A 14,841-nucleotide genomic window follows, 5' to 3' on the forward strand; every position below is an offset into this window, starting at 1 on the left:
AGCGCGCAATTAAGAGTTTTGCTGTAAATTTCAGCACACGATGCACAAAAATTGATCAACAGGAGCCTGATCATGATGAAGTTTCTGAAAAAGTCCAAAAAGGCGCCTGCTTATCATTGGCGTCCGGCAGTCGACATGACTGACCGCAAGGTTGTCAACACCCTGATCAACCCACTGGTCTAATCATCAACTGCCAGGCTCCGAATGGTGGCCAGCAGACAGATAAGACACTCTGAACAAAGCGGCGAGACTTCGATGAAGTCTCGCCGCTTTGTTATTTTGGCCCATTTTTACCCAAACCGAACCGGAATTTGCAAGAAAGCGGCTGGACCTGACTGCAAAAAGAGACTAATCGCTGTCGCAAGTGCCAGAGCGATGGCCCAAGCAAGCGCGATGGCCCAAGCACTTGAATGACATCATACGGCTTCGACGGACCAAAGCGGCCAGACCAAGCCTGCCCCTTCGACTGACAGGCTCAAGCTCTATGTTTCGTCTCGCCCATATTTCCGATCCGCATCTCGGCCCCTTGCCAAGCCCAACCCTGCGCCAACTGGCCAACAAGCGCATCTTTGGCTATGTCAATTGGCGGCGCAATCGCAAGGGCGTGCTGACCACTGCCATTCTCGATGGCCTGATCGATGACCTGCAGGCACAGGCACCTGATCATCTGGCGGTCACAGGCGATCTGGTCAATCTGGCCCTGCCCAACGAGATCGACAATGCCCGCGATTGGCTCGAGACGCTGGGAACACCGCATGACGTCTCCATCGTGCAGGGCAACCATGATGCCTATGTTCCCTATGCGCGCCGGATCGCGGAAAAATCCTGGACCCACTATCTGACGGGCGACGAACCGGTATCCGAAGAGCACGCCTTCCCTTATCTGCGGGTCCGCAACAATGTGGCCCTGATTGGCGTCAATTCCGCTCGGGCCACCCTGCCTCTGATGGCAACCGGCTATTTCCGCTCCAAACAGGCCAGACAGCTGGGACAGATCCTTGACCATTGCAAGGCAAACGGGCTTTTCCGGGTGGTGATGATCCATCATCCCCCCTGTCGCAACGCCACCCACTGGCACAAGCGTCTGATTGGCGCCTCGCGTTTTCGCGCCGTGATCAAGTCACACGGAGCCGAGCTCGTGCTCCATGGGCACACCCATCTGGCAACCAAAAATGTCCTGCCCGGTCCTGACGCTGCCGTACCGGTCGTTTGTGTCCCCAGCGCCTCACAGGGCCTTGGCAGTCACAAGCCACCAGCCCGCTACAATCTGTTCGAAATTTCAGGAGAACCCGGTCAGTGGTCCTGCCGGCTCATCGAGCGTGGCTACCCGCAAGGAGAGCCTTCCGCGACCGTACCGCCCGTCATCGAAATCAACAGCCAGATACTGCCCTTTTCCGACGCGTAACGAACGGTACCAGCACCAAATGCAAAGAGCCGCCTTACAGTTCGTAAGGCGGCTCTTTGCATTCAATTGGCAAGATCAGGCAACCCCCGATCAGAAATTGGTAGGCAGAAACCAGGCATAGAGCACAAGGCCGATGGCCCCGGCCAAAATGCCCAGCAGGAACCACCACACGCCGCCAAAGCCACTGCCTTCCTTGGCAGTCTTGGCGCGCTTGGCGCCCTCGACCGCTGTTTCATCGACGGCACTCTTGCCCAGTTTCTCCAACAGATAGTCGGATTCCATCGCTTTTTCGCGCTCGATGATCCGCTCTGCCAGATAATGGGTCACTGCATCAGCAGTGTCTTCCACATCGGTGCTCTCCGACAGAACGACCCGGCCAAGCCGCGTATCTTTCAAGAAGCGATAAGTCCGCTTGTCGCGTGCCATCTCGACAAAGGAAGTGATATCCACCCAGAAGCGGGGCTTGCGGCCCGGAACAATCTGGAAGGTCAGCATATCCATGTCGTCGGGCAATTCCTTTTCGACATCAACCAGCGCCTCGCCCAGCAGTTCAAGCCGCGCCCGCTCTGTATCGCCCAGCTCGACAATGACGCTATTCTGCTCAACATCGGCAATCCTCACATCGCGAATGGCGCGACCAAGACTGCGAACCGGTTCAGATTTTTGCTGCTCATCCATGTCTCGTACCATCTCACAAATGCGTTCATGCGCGCCGATTGATCATCTGACCGGGAGTGATTCCCTTGCGGCCAACAGGGCCCCATTTGCTAGAATCGCAGGCCCCTTGCCAATGGGCATTTTTTCGTAAGACACTATAAGCGGTTAAGGAAGGTTAATCAAATATGAAGACATGTGCGCAACATGGATTCACCCGCAAAAGGCGCGCCCCGTTAAAACACCCCAGTCCGCTTCAGGCAGTGCGCCCGGCTGTAATATTTTGCCGGATCAATGCCAACACGCCACGCCCCACTTCCAGATGCGGCATGTGACCGACCCGATCAAAAACATGCACAGCAATCATCGGCGGCAGCTTATGACTGTGACGGGTTGGCAAAACACGATCCTGCGTCCCCCAAATCACCTTGATTGGCATGGACAGCTTGCCCAGTTCCTCAAGCGGCAGCACCTTCTGCACCTTGCCATCGATGATCGCCTCTGCGGTCGCCTGCAAGGCCTCGAGCGCCCCTGCACAGGTCCGATGTCTGGCCTCATGTTCGGCCAGGGCCCGAGGCACCTCAAACTCCCAGCCGAAAAACTGCTCAAGCAGCATATGGATGGTATCGACATCGGCTGCCTTGGCATAATTGCGCAACAGGGATTGGTTGATCTCATAGCCAAAGCCCCCCGGCGCAATCAATGTCAGGGACGCCACCAAAGAAGGCTCTCGGAGCGCGATCAGCGCCGCAACAGCGCCCCCCATTGAGTGACCCACAAGATGCACTCTGGACAGCCCCAACGCCTTCATATCGGCCATTACGGCCTTGGCAGCCACAACGGCATTGCACGGATCAGGATAATCAAGAGATTTGCCGTGACCGGGCAGATCAAACGCGATGCTGCGGACAGAGGATGACAACCCGATCTGCAAGTTGGCCCACCCATTCAGATCTCCGGCAAAGCCATGCAGGAACACCACCACAGCCCCCTCATAACCCTCCTGATCCGGTCCCATGATGGTATGATTGAGCTTGGCATTGGACATGGATAGGTCTCCGGCTGTGCTTGGTCTGAAAGTAGGACGCATTCCTGCACAACCGGACCAGCGAGGCCAGCCCTGCGATAGTCGCGTAGACCGCAGAGCAAATTGGCTCCGGATTCAGGCCCGAAGATCAGCTGTTGCTGATTCCATGGAAGATCAGAGAGGAGTATTTCTCGACCAGATCTGCAATCGAATAGCCGCCACGCGGGTCATACCAGACACAAACCCCGGTCAGCATCGGAATAAGCGCTTTGGCGGTCATCCGCATGTCGGCGGCAGCCCAGCAACCTTCTTCTGCACCGCGCTCGAGAATGTCCACCAGCTTCTTTTCATACTGGTCGCGCAGAACAACAATCTTACGATAATTTTCGCCCTGAAGGCTGCGCAGTTCGAAATTGCCGATAAAGACCTGCTTCTTGCGTGCAGCATAATAGGTGATGTGAAAACGAACATAGGTCTTGAGCTGCTCAACCGGATCTTCGATGCCGCGCAACTCTTCATCAAGCGCACCGTTCAGTTCCACCATGATGGTCGATGTCAGCTTGTAAAGCAGGTCCTGCTTCGAGGCGATATGGTTATACAGAGACCCAGCCTGAATGCCCACCGCACTTGCCAGCTGTCGCAGGGACACTGCCTCATAGCCATTCTGATAAATCAGGTCGGTTGCCGCCTCATAGATCGCCTTGAGAGTCTTTTCGCCATTGGAGCCTGGGATGCGAGCCATGGGATATCTTCTGTTTCTCTGGGTCAGCTTTCGCGGATCAGGGACCAATATGCCTGCCCCGTCATCGTGCCAGCCGGACCGGCAAAATGCAGGCCCTTCACATTCACTTATGGAGGCGACATCACGACGCTTCCTGCGCCGTTATGCACAAATTCGCAATTTCTGTCCACTTGTGCCAATGCCAGCTTGACAGCTCCAAACACGATGCCTATAACCCGCTCACGTCTCATCCAATGAGGCTTTTTGTTGGTTTGGCGGAGTAGCTCAGTTGGTTAGAGCAGCGGAATCATAATCCGCGTGTCGGGGGTTCAAGTCCCTCCTCCGCTACCAAAATTTCCCAAACAAATCAAATAGATACTTAATTTCAAAAACTCCTAGTACTTTTGGTTTTACACTTTTCTTTGAAAAGTTTTACATTTTTGTTCTTCATTCGCCCTCCCAGTTTAGGCATTTCGCCGCGATTTTCCACTTCGCTCTGACTGACACTTCTCTTTGCGCAACCTTCTCCCTTAGGGAGACCGCTCTAGGTTTCTCTGAATCTGCATTGCACGTGTTTGCAGAACAGCTTTAACCCCATAAAACACGTTTATTGCGGAACGTATAACGCTGCACAAGGTGCCACCCAAATCTGCACGTACGATTGGCATGAGTGCGGACAAAGCGGGCTTTGAAAAATTAGCTTGGTTGCGTGATCAGCTCATCTGCAGTGACAGTCCGCTCGAAATGAAACAAGCATAGGCTCCTATCTTGAGAGGCCATTCTGGCTTTTAAACGATCAAGGGAGGCTTTGTAAGAAAAATCACGTATCTTTTGAACCGATCTTTGCTACGCTGCGTCATACGATTGGTTGTGACATTAAAGAAATAGGATTTGATTATGAAAACCATTCACCGCTCCCTTCTCATCGCTTCGTTTATTGTCCCGTTTGCAGTAACAGCAGCAAGCGCGATGTCCCATTCAGAATGGGAGGCATACAAGAAGGACTGCCGATCAAGAGGTGGAACTCCTGGTGTTCACATGGACGGTTCTCCTGGGTGCCACATAGGGGCCGCGGCAAAAGTCAAGAACGGTTTTAAACTCAACAAATCTCCCAAATTGGTCAAAGGCAGCGGCAGCGGAAAAGCAGCGTTCACAGATTTGGTAGGCACCAAGTAATAGGTCGAGGGAAAACGAGTAGAGCCAACACTGGTCGCAGCGATGCGGCCTTTTTCAATCCCGTTCGACAACTGCATTGAAGAAATTTTTTTAATCTCATCTTAGTGGCTGCGGGAAAACCACAAGCCTTGGGATGGTACACCTTGGGCTCTGAACCGACCTTTGTTGCGGCAGGCACGAATGTTAGCAAAGAACAAAAAAAGCCCGCCGGGATTAACCGGCGGGCTTTTGTTTTATTTGGCAGCGGCCTCAGCCTCTCGGAGCTGATTGCGCTTAATCCGCCAATCTTCCCATCTATTCAGGATCAGCATGAACATGGCAACGATAGTGAAGATTAGCAGGACACCCTGCAAAATGGGATTGAAATATTGATCCCAATAATATGCCATTCCATTGACCCCCAATGCGGCAGCTACTTTGGTTTCCGACTGAGAGATCATTGGCCAGCCCTCACACGCACACCACGCACCTGCTTATAGAATTGCACTGTGTCGCGGTGACGATTGCGGCACTCTGCCAAGGATTGACGATGGCGGGCGATCACCGCCCGCGCATCTCGACCGGTCTGGACGCCCGGATCCGCGCACTGACGTTGCAGATCGGCAGGCATGGGCGGCAATTGAGCCGCAGCCACCAGCTCACCGGATGATTTGCAACCGGCTAACGTCATCATCAGTGAGGATGCAAGCATCAGCTTGACCCAATTGCGCCTCATAGTCTTTTACCTTCTGCTCAAGGTTTGATTGTTCGGCCTCACGGTCTTGCGCGCGAATAACAGCACTTTCCAAGGCCTCGGCATTACTTTTGATGGATTGGGTCAGGCTTTCGATCTTGTTATCCTTGAGATCGAGCTGCACTTGCTGAGCCTTGATCTCGGCAATGCGGGATTGGTCCAGCCGCCCCTTGCCATAGGCACCGCCCACGACTAGGAGGGCAGCCCCGGCAAACCACAAGCGCCGATCTGTTAAAAGCTTAAGCAACATGATCAATCACCCGCCTCCATTCGCCCCGGATCCGATGGAAAGAAACCGTCAGCGCCGTGACGCTTTTCCCACGACCGGCCAACCGTATGAGCCCCGGTGACCACGCCGCCGGTGCCAACCATGGCAATCAGCAGGCTGGACGCATCACCGAGCTGAGCCTGACCCACGGCCAGCAATAGCAGCACCGTCAGCGCCAAGGCCGCAAAGAAGGCAATGAAGACCAAGGCAAAGAGAGGGCGCCAAAGCCGCCGCACCCGCCATGCATGAGCATAGGCCGGATCGGCCAACAAATAGCCCTTTGTTTTTGGCACTGTCTCGCTCATCGTGTTGCCCCATATCCAGAGGATGGCCTCGTCCCTGCAAAAGGCGCATAGATCTTGCCAGCCTCGGAAGGCGGCACGCGAAACGCAATGAAATGACGAATGTGGAAACTGTCATAGCGGATCTGATTTTTCTGATTGCAGCCCAGCAGCGTGACCATGCCGGTCTTACGGTCATAGTTGGCTACGACCCCAATATGACCAGCATCTTTGCTCCAACGGATGATCCCAAAAGAGCCGACCAGCGGTCCGCCGGCATCAACGCCATAAAAGCGCCAGTCTTGCGCAAAGAACGGATTGGACGGCACCGGCACAGATGGAAACATTTCCAACGCGGCATTTTCCGCCCCCTCGCCGCACCAAGGCAATTGTTTAGGATTGCCCAGCACTTTGCCAAAAGAGCGAAACCAATTCATGAGATCGAACGTATTGCGCCCCTCATGCCAGCCAAGGCGCTGGATGAGCGGGCGAGCGAGAGGCGGAATGTCCAGCACCACCCCTTTGGCCTTGGTCTTGACCTCAAACAGCATCCGCAGAGTGATCGGCCCGACCTTATCACGCGGGTTGAGATTGACCGACTTTTTAAAGGCGATGATCGCCGCCGAGGTCATCGGCCCCGGCACGCCATCAATAGGCCCCGGATCAAAACCCAATGCCTTGAGCCGTGCTTGCACGCGCCGGAGCTGCTCAGTTGAGAGGTTTCTCATTTTCATTGTCCTCATAAAAAAAGCCGCCTCAAGGGCAGCTATCTCAAGTCACTTTGGTGAGGTGTTTATTGTGGCCACTCAGCAGCCAAATCTTGGATCCGCTACGGCATCGATCCACAAGCGCACGAGGTGATCAAAACACACCCCATTGCCCTGATTTAATACAAGCGGAATCATTGGATCCCCTTTATGATCCAATCTGTCTCAGTGTGATGAAGAGAAAAGAATGTCCGACAATCCCGCCCCATGGCCCAAAATCGTCTCACTCATAAACCGAGCCATCTTGCTCACCGAAAATGAGGCCGACACCGATCACCTGCGCGCCTTGCTAACAGATGCACGCGTCGAGGCACTGGAGCGCTGTGTCCAGAGCCACAAAGACCACACATTTCATTGATTTTGAGTTTGGCTGAAGTTGGTCAACTTGGTGCCTGATTGCCGATCACTGGTTGTTATAAAGCTGTGCATACCAGTGCAGATGCAAGACCATAAGAAGAACAAAAGGCAATCATAAGAAACACAACCTGAAACGTCACTAGACTTCTTTCTTAATCAGTTTTCCGAAACCTTCCCACCCGGTGCGGGGTTTTCGTTCATACCCCGCCAAAGGTCACGCCGTATCCGCTCAGCTGACTGGATTGGGTCGCGCTCGACTGGGGTGAGGTCTGTTTCTTACGTGTATCTTTCCCGGCCCCGCCCTTTGGCAGCTCTATGGACAGGTTGCAAAGATAGCCTGAGGCGTTGAGCGTATGGGTGCAGCTCTTGACCCGATATTGGCCATCCACCCCCGCCCGCGCGCCTTTCAGATTGATCAGGCCACCGGCAAAGAGCGAGGGATTGCCGTCACAGGTGATTGTGCCGCTCCCAGCGGCCCGCTCAGCGCCTTCTTTGTCCGACTTGGCTGCAGCCTCGGCCTCCTCTTTCGTGGCCTTGAGCGAGGCGCTGGAGCGGGCCTTGGCCTTAGCCTCTTTCTCGCCCTCGGCCTCGACCTCGATCACCTCGCCCTTTTCAAAATCGAAATAGCGCGAAGCAAAAGCCGAATGCGCAGGCCTGCTTTGCTTGGGCGAGATCGACCAGCCGGTCAGGTTTGGCGATTGATCGGACCAAACGATATCGACCGGCACAAGCGAGCGCCCACTCGCCGACTTGCCACCATTGGCCTCGATCATCACCGGCAGGTCATCAAACAGGCTCGACTTGCCGCCGACCTCACGCGCGATCCGCTTGGCAAATTCCAGATAGCTCTCGCCATCCGCCACCTCGCTGACCCGCATGATCTTGCCGATTGCCTCATCAATGCGAGGCGGCTGGAGACCGGCCTCTTTTGCCGCATCGGTGAGGATCTCTTTCACCGTCTTATTTTGCCAGCTCTTTTGCAGGGGTTGCTTGGCCTTGCCGGTCAGATCCGCCGCATCAGCCGAGACCGCAAGCGTGCGGCCACCACTGCCCCCGCTTGAGGTGACATTGCTCACCTTGCCCCGGAATGTTTCTTGAGCGCCATGTTTCGAACGGCCCAAGATGATCGACACCGGGTCATTCTTTTGTGGCAGATAAATCGCCCCATCCTTGTCATCGAGCGTCAGCGAGGCAGTCGCCGCCGCCTCATCAGGGTCATTGATTGTCAGGCTGATCACCCGCGCCGGATCGTCCTCACTGGACAAACGCAATTGACCAGCGATTGACACTGCATAATAACTTGCACCCATCAGTCAAAAATCCTCACTGCAGTGATCTGCTCAGCCGCCGCGAAGCTGGAGGCGACCGGCACCTTGATCTCAGCGCCGAGCGGCAGCTCGACAAAAGCGGACAAGCCAGGATTTGACACCAAGACCGCCTCGACCGCACCAACGATCCGCCGCCGATAGTGAGACCAGAGCAGGCCGGACAGTTTCAGGCCGGTCGCCCTGACCTTGATCACATCATAATCAGACATCACAAGCCGAGCCTTTCCATCAGGTTTTTGAGCCGGGTCATGGCAGCGGCCCGATCCGGTTTGAGCGTCAATTCCAGCTCAAGGCTGACATCAATCACCCGCCCGATCCCCCGACCGCTCAAATGCCGGTCAGACATCTCACACGAGGCGATTGTGTACCAGCCCATCACCGACCCATCCCCACGCGCCACAAAGACCGGCACCGCATTATCACACGCCTCCTCAAGCCCGGTGACCTCAGGAAAGCCACCAAGCTCGAAAGGCGCGATCTTGCCCTCAAGGGTGAATTTCTTGTCACCCTTGCCAATTTTCTCATGGGTCTGGCGACCGCCCAAGACGCCCTTGCGAGCGACCCGCGCGGTGGTCGATTGGGAGGCCCTCAAGCCGCCAAAGACCTGCCCCTTGATCACCACCCCATCAATGACAAATAGATCAGACATCACGCAAATTCCGAATTGTGAAAGCTGCTCATCTTTTGGTCACGCCAAAGCCGTTCGATCTCGGCCCGCACCGCCTGAGCAATCGCCGCCGGGTCCATCCCGCCGCCGCTGATTGTGATCTGAGGGGCAAAGACTTCACCACCCCCACGGCCAGCCACCGCCGCCATGCTATCCTTGCGAGATAGGACGCGGCCATTTTTGGCAAAGGTGGCGATCTCGGTGCCATCCTCATTGACCTCGTAGGAGGCCCCGGCATAACCCGGACCACCCAAGGCCCTTTGACCATCGACCGGCTTGGACACGGCCCCGCCTGACACATTGACAGACCGGATCTGAGCCGCCTTTTCCGCCAAGGCCTGAGCAAGAGGCGCAGAGCGCACGCCCATGGCTTGAGCCTGCAAGACCTTGTCAATCTCGGCCTGACGGATCCGCGCGGTCAGGCCATCAATCTCACCAGACAATTGCGATCGCTCAGCCTCAAGGCTCGCCGAGCCGCCACCTGACGAAATTTGCGCATTGACCGCCTGCAGGCGTTGCTGCTTGGAGGCCAGATCATCCCGGATCGGCAAGCCCGCGCCGGGCGATTGACCCAAGCCCAGACTAGACCGCGCGCTTTGCCCCCATTTATAGAGGTCACCGATGATCGGCAGGTCACGCGCCCATTGCTCTTGAGACGCATGCTTTGCATCAATCCGCTTGCGATCCTCAGCCGTGACATCCTCGACCTTTTTAATGCCGGGATCATCCATCAGGGCCAGCGCCCCAAGCACCCCACCCATTGCGGCCTTGCCCATCAGCTTGCGAGAGGCCGAGCCGAGCGAGCGGGTTTTCTTAGCCGCCCGATCCGCCTTGGCGGAATAATCATCGAGCGCACTGCCAAAGGTGCCAAAGGCCCGCACGAGACTGCCCGCCCGGAAAGTTGCCTTGAGCAAGGCAACAGATCCAACAACCCCGGCCAAAGCAAAGGCAGCGCCACCGCCGACCACCAATAAGGTGCCAACGGATCCGGCCAACAGGGCAATGGTCTTGGTCAATTCCGGGTTGGCCTTGGCCCATTCCCGACCGGCATTGATCAACTCGGTGGTGGTTTGCAAAAGCTCCCGATAGTCAGGCAACAATTGCGTGCCAATTTCCGTTTTGAGCGCTGACCATGCCGAGCCCAAAATCTGCTCATCACCGACAGCATTGTCAGACATGGCCTCAGAGATCTCTTTGGCCTCGCCCTTTGCCGCCCTGAGCTCATCGCGGAGCTTTTTGATTTGCGCTCTTTGCTCAAGCAGGACCGTGAAAGCACTAGAGCCCTCCTCGCCTGCAATCTTCTTGGTCAGCTCGATTTGCTCGGCACTGCCAAGGTCTTTCATCTTATCGGCAATGTCGTCGAGAATATCCTCAAACGGCCTCAGATTGCCGTTGAGGTCCTTGGTCTCGACCTTGAGACGCGCCAGCGCCTTTTGTGCCATCTTCGGAGGCCCGGCAAGACGCGAGATCACAGCCCGCAGCGCCGTGCCTGCCATCGAGCCTTGGATCCCGGCATCACCAAGCTTGCCAGTCGCAGCCGCGACATATTCCAGCGACATGCCTGCCGCCTTGGCTTTTGGTCCGACATATTTGAGCGTTTCGCCAATCTGTTTTACATTGACGTTGGACCGGGTGAAGGTGCCGACCAGCACATCAGAAATCCGCCCCATATCCTTGCCGGTCATGCCGTAACCCGACATAATATTGGAGGCAATATCAGCCGTTCCAGCGAGATCGGTGCGGCCCGCTTTGGACAAGTTGAGGACCGAGGGCATCGAGCTCAGAATGTCAGACACCGACATGCCAGCCATGCCAAGAAAACGCTGAGCACTGGCTGCATTGACATTAGTGAAACTTGTCGTTTCCCCCAGCCGGAGCGCCTGATCTCGCAGGAGGCCGAATTTTTCCTTGTCGCGGATCGTGCGGGTCACGGCACCAACCGCGACCATTTCTTGCTCAAAATTCTTGGCCTCATCAATCGGGTTTTTAACACCGGCCAAGACCCGGCGACCTGTATGGATCCCGGTATAACCCGTTGCCGTCAGACCGGTCGCCCGGTTCAGGCTCTCATCAAGCTTGCGCTTTGCCTCGGCCCATTTTTTCTGTTGAGCCGTAACCTTTTTGAATTTTGAATAGTTGGCATCGAGACGGGAATTGACCTTACCGACCGCAGAGGCGAGTTCACGCTCCTTGTCTGTCAAATTCTTGACGCTAATCCCGGCGGTTTTGAGAGCCTCACGGTTGCCTCTTAATGCCGCACGGTTGGCCTTGAATTCTGAGGAGGCCTTTCTCGCAGCACTTTGCGCCCGCTCCAGTTCAACCCGCATTTTTGCAGTTGGTCGAGTAGCATTCTTAAAGGCCTGACCAAGCTCTTTCGCCCGCTGTTGCGCAGTCCGCATTTTGGTTGCCGACTTGCCGAGCTGGCTTTCGGCCTTGCGAAAATCTTCGATCAGCTTGACCGGCCCGCGCAGCTTTTGGAGCTGACCCAATTCACGCTTTGCCTTGGCACCAAATTTGCCCGCAGCACCCGACATCTTGCCAAGCGGCCCGGTCAGCTTATCAACGCCCCGCACCGTGAGTTTTGTTTCAATTTCCCGCGTTGACATGGCAAGCCTCCAAAAAGAAAAGCCGTCAGCCGATCACTCGGCTGACGACCTGTCAGGGATTAGGGAATGAAGAAAGCCCAGCTCACCAAGAGGCAGGGCCATCAGCTCAGACAGCGACCAGCCGGTCGCAGACGCGATCTCAAAGCAGACCCGATAAAGATCCACCTTGATCGGATTGGCTTTGGTAAAGTCGGCAACTAGATCAGATCGGGAAAAAAAGCAGCTTTACCGCGCGCCGCAGCCGACCAGAAAGATTCCGGATCCATTGTGCGAATATCATCAAGGGTCACACCGGCCATGAGCGCCGCCGCCTTGCAATAGCTCACGAGGACCGGCTCTTTTTCGTCAAGCTCAGCATAAAAATCAATAATATCGCCACCGGTCGGATCCTTAAACGTGAGGTCGGAAAAGGTGAGTTTCTTTTTGCTCTCGGTCATTGGTCTTTCCTTTGGATGAGAGTGGATGAGAGTGGATGAGAGTGGATGAGAGTGGATGAGAAAAGGCGGACCAACGGCCCGCCTCAGGAGAGGGAAGAAATAAGAGCCTTAGACAAGCCCAAGGATCGCATCATCCTCGGCCTCGATATTGACACCGGCAAAGCGCGGACTTTCGCCCCACGCCCAGCCAAACAGCTCTTTGCCATCCTCGACAATATCCGCCGCCATGATGCTCTTGAGCTCATAGTCATGCTTGTGCAGGCCGGTGCGATTTTTGGCCTCAGGCGTGATCCCGCCAAGGCGACAGGTCGCAGTGACCTCATGCGGCACTTTCTCGCCGGTCACCTCATCCTCAACAACGCCGGTGAAGGTCCAGACGGCCTTTTTACGGAACACCGCATAAAGATCCGAATGGTTGCCCAGCATTTTGAGGGTCATGGTCAGTTTTTCCATTTGGCCGGTGCTGATCTCAATGGTCGGGCCGGATGCTCCAGCCCCATCAAAATCTTCATAGCCATCCACCAAAGCAGGGAAGCCCAACTCCTCAATCAGCTCGGCAAAGACCTGATCAGGCAGCTCGGAGCAAGTTGCAGAAACCCGCTTCATTACCTTGAATTTTTGCGCCATGGTTTCAGCTCCTTACAGGCTCAAGTTTTTGGCAAAAGTTTCGAGCTCGGCGATCTCCAGCTCAATGCCGGCATCGTCGCGCTCCATGGTCAGATCAATCCGGGTGAGAGGCGCACGCGGCTCGGCCCGGCCCGTAAAGGTCAGCTTGCCTTTGCGCCAATCACTTGGTGTTTCAGCATCTGGCACGAACAGGACTTTAGGAGCGGAATAGATGATTTCCCGCTGAGCCATCCCCACCAGCCAATTGTTGGTCTGTTTGATGACCGCCTTGATCGCCCGCTTGGGGTTCATATTGTATTTGAGCAGGAACACCTTGTAGGAGCGCAACAGCGTCAGCAGGATGTAATTTTGCATCCTCACAACGTTGTAATACATCTCCAGCGGATCGCTGGACAAAGTGTGACAGGTCACAAGGATCATACCGCCCTCGCCCGCCGCAAAGTCATCACCGACGCGACCGCGCACGATAATGTCACATTGCGCATTGAGGAGCCGCTGACCTTCCGTCGATGGATCCATCCAATCAAAGGTCATCTCACGGCCCGGCGCGGCAATGCGCAAAGCCCGATTGCCCGCCACATGAGACGGCACGCCATCATGCTCGGCATCAACAGCCGCTTGCAAACCGGCAACAAAGCCAGACGCCCCGACCGTCTCCAGATTGTTGCTCTCATCGGCGATCTGCACGCCGGTCTCAATCATCGTGAGACTGGCATCAGAATAGAGCGAGCGCACCGCCTTAGCCTCGACCTCGGTGCTGTTTGGCCCATTGATAAAGGCATGACCAAAGGTCGAGGCATTGACCGCCGTCAGCGCCGTGACAATGGGGTTTGCGGTATTGTCTTGGATGAATGCATCATACCCGCCCGCAATCGTATTGAGGCGCGGCATGAGCGCCCCTTGTGCGACCGCATGCTTGAGAGCATAGACCCCGGTTTTCTGATCATCCAAGCCGCGCAAGGCCGCGATATTGGCATCCCGTTTAGCGGTCGGGTCGGTCTCGGTGCTATCCTTGACCGGGACCACCGTCACATTGAGCGCCTGTTTGCCGCTTGGCAGGCCGCGACCGATGGCGCGGATCTGATCGACCAGATCGCCCTCACCAAAGCGAGCGACCAAATCGGGGTCTTTGGTGGCGACCGTATAGCACCGGTTTTGCTCGGTGCCTGCTGGCAAATTCTGGCAAATACCGGTCACGCTCGGCACACCGAAATCAGCCTGTTTGATCGGTCGGGCCTGATTGGACAGGTTCCAACGGCCCGACAGACCGACAGCAACATCTGACATTGATTTTCTCCATTCAGAGAGACAAGAAAAAACCCGCTCTGACGCGCGTCAGGCGGGTGGTGAGAGGTTTGCGTTTGGTGAGGCTCAGACGAGGCGACTTTCAGCCTCGCGCCATAGGGCTTCGAATTGGGCTAGCTGGCATTTGGCCAATGCACGTCATCTGCAAAATCAGTAGGGATCGGATCAAGGTCTTTCAAGGCCCAAGCGGCCTGCATCACAAGCTCAAAATAGGCAACGCCCCGCGTCCAAAGCTCGATCACTTCGTCCGGGGTCAAAGAGTGGTCAACATTGGCCCGGTCGCGGAATGTCGTCGGGGTGGTGTCGTTGGCCTGTGCACGCATTTGAGCCAGCGTCACGAGGCCAAGCAAGTTAGCCCATCTCATTCATGAGGTTGCCCCATTTTCTGCCTGTGATTTTGGCCGCAGTTCATCGTTGCGCATGAAGTGCGCGAAGAATGCCTTTATTTTTGGAATGGGTTGGAGGTGACAATTACGGGTTCA

General features: G+C 55.7%; 19 protein-coding genes and 1 tRNA gene. 5 read left to right on the plus strand and 15 right to left on the minus strand.

Features of this window, described 5'->3' with window-relative positions:
• Nucleotides 1–484 precede the first annotated feature (484 nt).
• Entirely contained in the window at nt 485–1,405 is a 921-nt protein-coding gene (locus DSD30_RS10675) for a metallophosphoesterase family protein (RefSeq protein ID WP_114009587.1), read from the plus strand.
• A gap of 90 nt (nt 1,406–1,495) precedes the next feature.
• On the opposite strand, the gene DSD30_RS10680 is transcribed toward DSD30_RS10675, so the two are convergent.
• From DSD30_RS10680 to DSD30_RS10690, 3 genes are all read right to left on the minus strand, one after another.
• The gene (locus DSD30_RS10680; protein WP_114009588.1) at nt 1,496–2,083 is read right to left on the minus strand and encodes a hypothetical protein; all 588 of its coding nucleotides are present in this window, start codon (nt 2,081–2,083) and stop codon (nt 1,496–1,498) included.
• A 232-nt stretch (nt 2,084–2,315) separates the two neighbouring features.
• Nucleotides 2,316–3,107, minus strand: a complete 792-nt coding sequence (locus DSD30_RS10685) for an alpha/beta fold hydrolase (protein ID WP_114009589.1) — start codon at nt 3,105–3,107, stop codon at nt 2,316–2,318.
• A gap of 127 nt (nt 3,108–3,234) precedes the next feature.
• Entirely contained in the window at nt 3,235–3,828 is a 594-nt protein-coding gene (locus DSD30_RS10690) for a TetR/AcrR family transcriptional regulator (protein ID WP_114009590.1), read from the minus strand.
• A gap of 253 nt (nt 3,829–4,081) precedes the next feature.
• Between DSD30_RS10690 and DSD30_RS10695 the strand changes: the two genes are divergently transcribed.
• The 3 genes from DSD30_RS10695 to DSD30_RS21525 all read left to right on the plus strand — a co-directional run bounded on the left by DSD30_RS10695 (nt 4,082) and on the right by DSD30_RS21525 (nt 5,321).
• A tRNA-Met gene (locus DSD30_RS10695) sits at nt 4,082–4,158 on the plus strand.
• A 546-nt stretch (nt 4,159–4,704) separates the two neighbouring features.
• Nucleotides 4,705–4,983: a hypothetical protein gene (locus DSD30_RS10700; protein ID WP_114009591.1), complete on the plus strand. Its 279-nt coding sequence runs from the start codon at nt 4,705–4,707 to the stop codon at nt 4,981–4,983.
• A 143-nt stretch (nt 4,984–5,126) separates the two neighbouring features.
• Nucleotides 5,127–5,321: a hypothetical protein gene (locus tag DSD30_RS21525; RefSeq protein WP_157967648.1), complete on the plus strand. Its 195-nt coding sequence runs from the start codon at nt 5,127–5,129 to the stop codon at nt 5,319–5,321.
• Between the two features lie 98 nt (nt 5,322–5,419).
• Here DSD30_RS21525 and DSD30_RS10710 read toward each other — a convergent pair whose 3' ends face one another.
• The 4 genes from DSD30_RS10710 to DSD30_RS10725 are packed head-to-tail and all read right to left on the minus strand — an operon-like array spanning nt 5,420 to nt 6,993.
• On the minus strand, nt 5,420–5,674 hold the full coding sequence (locus DSD30_RS10710; RefSeq protein ID WP_157967649.1) for an Rz1-like lysis system protein LysC: 255 nt from the start codon (nt 5,672–5,674) through the stop codon (nt 5,420–5,422).
• Nucleotides 5,622–5,966 carry a hypothetical protein gene (locus tag DSD30_RS10715; protein WP_114009594.1) on the minus strand — a complete coding sequence of 115 codons (345 nt, stop codon included), beginning with the start codon at nt 5,964–5,966 and terminating at the stop codon, nt 5,622–5,624. Before DSD30_RS10715 ends, DSD30_RS10710 begins: the two co-directional genes overlap by 53 nt.
• Nucleotides 5,967–5,968: 2 nt before the next feature.
• Nucleotides 5,969–6,289 (minus strand): hypothetical protein, encoded by a 321-nt coding sequence (locus tag DSD30_RS10720; protein ID WP_114009595.1) that lies wholly within the window; start codon nt 6,287–6,289, stop codon nt 5,969–5,971.
• A complete protein-coding gene (locus DSD30_RS10725; RefSeq protein ID WP_157967650.1) occupies nt 6,286–6,993 on the minus strand; it encodes an NlpC/P60 family protein in 708 nt (235 codons plus the stop codon). The genes DSD30_RS10720 and DSD30_RS10725 overlap by 4 nt, the downstream gene beginning before the upstream one ends.
• A 226-nt stretch (nt 6,994–7,219) precedes the next feature.
• On the opposite strand from DSD30_RS10725, the gene DSD30_RS21530 reads away from it, so the two are divergent.
• Nucleotides 7,220–7,390, plus strand: a complete 171-nt coding sequence (locus tag DSD30_RS21530) for a hypothetical protein (protein WP_157967651.1) — start codon at nt 7,220–7,222, stop codon at nt 7,388–7,390.
• A 196-nt stretch (nt 7,391–7,586) separates the two neighbouring features.
• Here DSD30_RS21530 and DSD30_RS10730 read toward each other — a convergent pair whose 3' ends face one another.
• The 8 genes from DSD30_RS10730 to DSD30_RS10765 all read right to left on the minus strand — a co-directional run bounded on the left by DSD30_RS10730 (nt 7,587) and on the right by DSD30_RS10765 (nt 14,724).
• The gene (locus DSD30_RS10730; RefSeq protein ID WP_114009597.1) at nt 7,587–8,699 is read right to left on the minus strand and encodes a phage late control D family protein; all 1,113 of its coding nucleotides are present in this window, start codon (nt 8,697–8,699) and stop codon (nt 7,587–7,589) included.
• Entirely contained in the window at nt 8,699–8,926 is a 228-nt protein-coding gene (locus DSD30_RS10735; RefSeq protein WP_114009598.1) for a tail protein X, read from the minus strand. Before DSD30_RS10735 ends, DSD30_RS10730 begins: the two co-directional genes overlap by 1 nt.
• Entirely contained in the window at nt 8,926–9,366 is a 441-nt protein-coding gene (locus tag DSD30_RS10740) for a phage tail protein (protein WP_114009599.1), read from the minus strand. The genes DSD30_RS10735 and DSD30_RS10740 overlap by 1 nt, the downstream gene beginning before the upstream one ends.
• Nucleotides 9,366–11,990 carry a phage tail tape measure protein gene (locus DSD30_RS10745; protein ID WP_114009600.1) on the minus strand — a complete coding sequence of 875 codons (2,625 nt, stop codon included), beginning with the start codon at nt 11,988–11,990 and terminating at the stop codon, nt 9,366–9,368. The genes DSD30_RS10740 and DSD30_RS10745 overlap by 1 nt, the downstream gene beginning before the upstream one ends.
• Nucleotides 11,991–12,187: 197 nt before the next feature.
• On the minus strand, nt 12,188–12,427 hold the full coding sequence (locus tag DSD30_RS10750; RefSeq protein ID WP_114009601.1) for a phage tail assembly protein: 240 nt from the start codon (nt 12,425–12,427) through the stop codon (nt 12,188–12,190).
• A gap of 108 nt (nt 12,428–12,535) precedes the next feature.
• Nucleotides 12,536–13,054 (minus strand): phage major tail tube protein, encoded by a 519-nt coding sequence (locus tag DSD30_RS10755; RefSeq protein WP_114009602.1) that lies wholly within the window; start codon nt 13,052–13,054, stop codon nt 12,536–12,538.
• 12 nt (nt 13,055–13,066) lie between these two features.
• Nucleotides 13,067–14,341, minus strand: a complete 1,275-nt coding sequence (locus DSD30_RS10760) for a phage tail sheath protein (protein WP_114009603.1) — start codon at nt 14,339–14,341, stop codon at nt 13,067–13,069.
• A gap of 131 nt (nt 14,342–14,472) precedes the next feature.
• Nucleotides 14,473–14,724, minus strand: coding sequence for a DUF4376 domain-containing protein (locus DSD30_RS10765; RefSeq protein ID WP_157967652.1), 252 nt, complete (start codon nt 14,722–14,724; stop codon nt 14,473–14,475).
• Nucleotides 14,725–14,841 lie beyond the last annotated feature (117 nt).

It is taken from the genome of Cohaesibacter intestini, from assembly GCF_003324485.1.
GTDB classification, from domain to species: domain Bacteria; phylum Pseudomonadota; class Alphaproteobacteria; order Rhizobiales; family Cohaesibacteraceae; genus Cohaesibacter; species Cohaesibacter intestini.

Coding starts and splice junctions, on each gene's coding strand:
- DSD30_RS21530 (WP_157967651.1), top strand. CDS start 7,220: ATGTCCGACAATCCCGCCCCATGGCCCAAAATCGTCTCACTCATAAAC.
- DSD30_RS10710 (WP_157967649.1), bottom strand. CDS start 5,674: ATGCTTGCATCCTCACTGATGATGACGTTAGCCGGTTGCAAATCATCC.
- DSD30_RS10690 (WP_114009590.1), bottom strand. CDS start 3,828: ATGGCTCGCATCCCAGGCTCCAATGGCGAAAAGACTCTCAAGGCGATC.
- DSD30_RS10700 (WP_114009591.1), top strand. CDS start 4,705: ATGAAAACCATTCACCGCTCCCTTCTCATCGCTTCGTTTATTGTCCCG.
- DSD30_RS10715 (WP_114009594.1), bottom strand. CDS start 5,966: ATGTTGCTTAAGCTTTTAACAGATCGGCGCTTGTGGTTTGCCGGGGCT.
- DSD30_RS10760 (WP_114009603.1), bottom strand. CDS start 14,341: ATGTCAGATGTTGCTGTCGGTCTGTCGGGCCGTTGGAACCTGTCCAAT.
- DSD30_RS10765 (WP_157967652.1), bottom strand. CDS start 14,724: ATGAGATGGGCTAACTTGCTTGGCCTCGTGACGCTGGCTCAAATGCGT.
- DSD30_RS10720 (WP_114009595.1), bottom strand. CDS start 6,289: ATGAGCGAGACAGTGCCAAAAACAAAGGGCTATTTGTTGGCCGATCCG.
- DSD30_RS10745 (WP_114009600.1), bottom strand. CDS start 11,990: ATGTCAACGCGGGAAATTGAAACAAAACTCACGGTGCGGGGCGTTGAT.
- DSD30_RS10725 (WP_157967650.1), bottom strand. CDS start 6,993: ATGAGAAACCTCTCAACTGAGCAGCTCCGGCGCGTGCAAGCACGGCTC.
- DSD30_RS10735 (WP_114009598.1), bottom strand. CDS start 8,926: ATGTCTGATTATGATGTGATCAAGGTCAGGGCGACCGGCCTGAAACTG.
- DSD30_RS10685 (WP_114009589.1), bottom strand. CDS start 3,107: ATGTCCAATGCCAAGCTCAATCATACCATCATGGGACCGGATCAGGAG.
- DSD30_RS10750 (WP_114009601.1), bottom strand. CDS start 12,427: ATGACCGAGAGCAAAAAGAAACTCACCTTTTCCGACCTCACGTTTAAG.
- DSD30_RS10675 (WP_114009587.1), top strand. CDS start 485: ATGTTTCGTCTCGCCCATATTTCCGATCCGCATCTCGGCCCCTTGCCA.
- DSD30_RS10755 (WP_114009602.1), bottom strand. CDS start 13,054: ATGGCGCAAAAATTCAAGGTAATGAAGCGGGTTTCTGCAACTTGCTCC.
- DSD30_RS10740 (WP_114009599.1), bottom strand. CDS start 9,366: ATGTCTGATCTATTTGTCATTGATGGGGTGGTGATCAAGGGGCAGGTC.
- DSD30_RS10730 (WP_114009597.1), bottom strand. CDS start 8,699: ATGGGTGCAAGTTATTATGCAGTGTCAATCGCTGGTCAATTGCGTTTG.
- DSD30_RS10680 (WP_114009588.1), bottom strand. CDS start 2,083: ATGGATGAGCAGCAAAAATCTGAACCGGTTCGCAGTCTTGGTCGCGCC.